Origin of the sequence: Vogesella mureinivorans, from assembly GCF_007644035.1 — a bacterium.
Lineage (GTDB): Bacteria > Pseudomonadota > Gammaproteobacteria > Burkholderiales > Chromobacteriaceae > Vogesella > Vogesella mureinivorans.
The window spans coordinates 1-297 of the sequence record NZ_VMTV02000723.1 but is presented as its reverse complement, the minus strand read 5'-3'; the positions used below and the strand labels follow the sequence as shown (position 1 = coordinate 297).

1 protein-coding gene is annotated in these 297 nt (G+C 74.4%); it reads left to right on the top strand.

All coding sequences use genetic code 11. The features are described 5' to 3' along the window. A partial coding sequence (locus FLQ44_RS17915) for a LysR substrate-binding domain-containing protein (protein WP_240801335.1) occupies positions 1-297 on the top strand: 297 nt, incomplete at both ends.

Sequence of the window (297 nt, the reverse complement as noted above, 5' to 3'; positions counted from 1 at the left end):
GTGCAGGGCTGGCGCGACTGGTGCCGCATGGCCGGGCTGCGGGTCGGCGTGCCCGACGAGCGCTATGTGTTCAGCGACAGCACCGACATGCTGGCCGCGGCCGAACAGGGCCTCGGCGCTGCGCTGGCGCGCTCCTCGATCGTGCAGCCCTGGCTGGACGCGGGCACCCTGGAACAGCTGCCAGGCCCCGAACTGCCGGGGCGCTACAGCTACCACGTGGTCTGGCCCGAGCACCGGCGCCTGAAGCCGGCCGCGCGCAGCGTGGTGGACTGGCTGCTGGCGCAGGCGGGGCAGGGT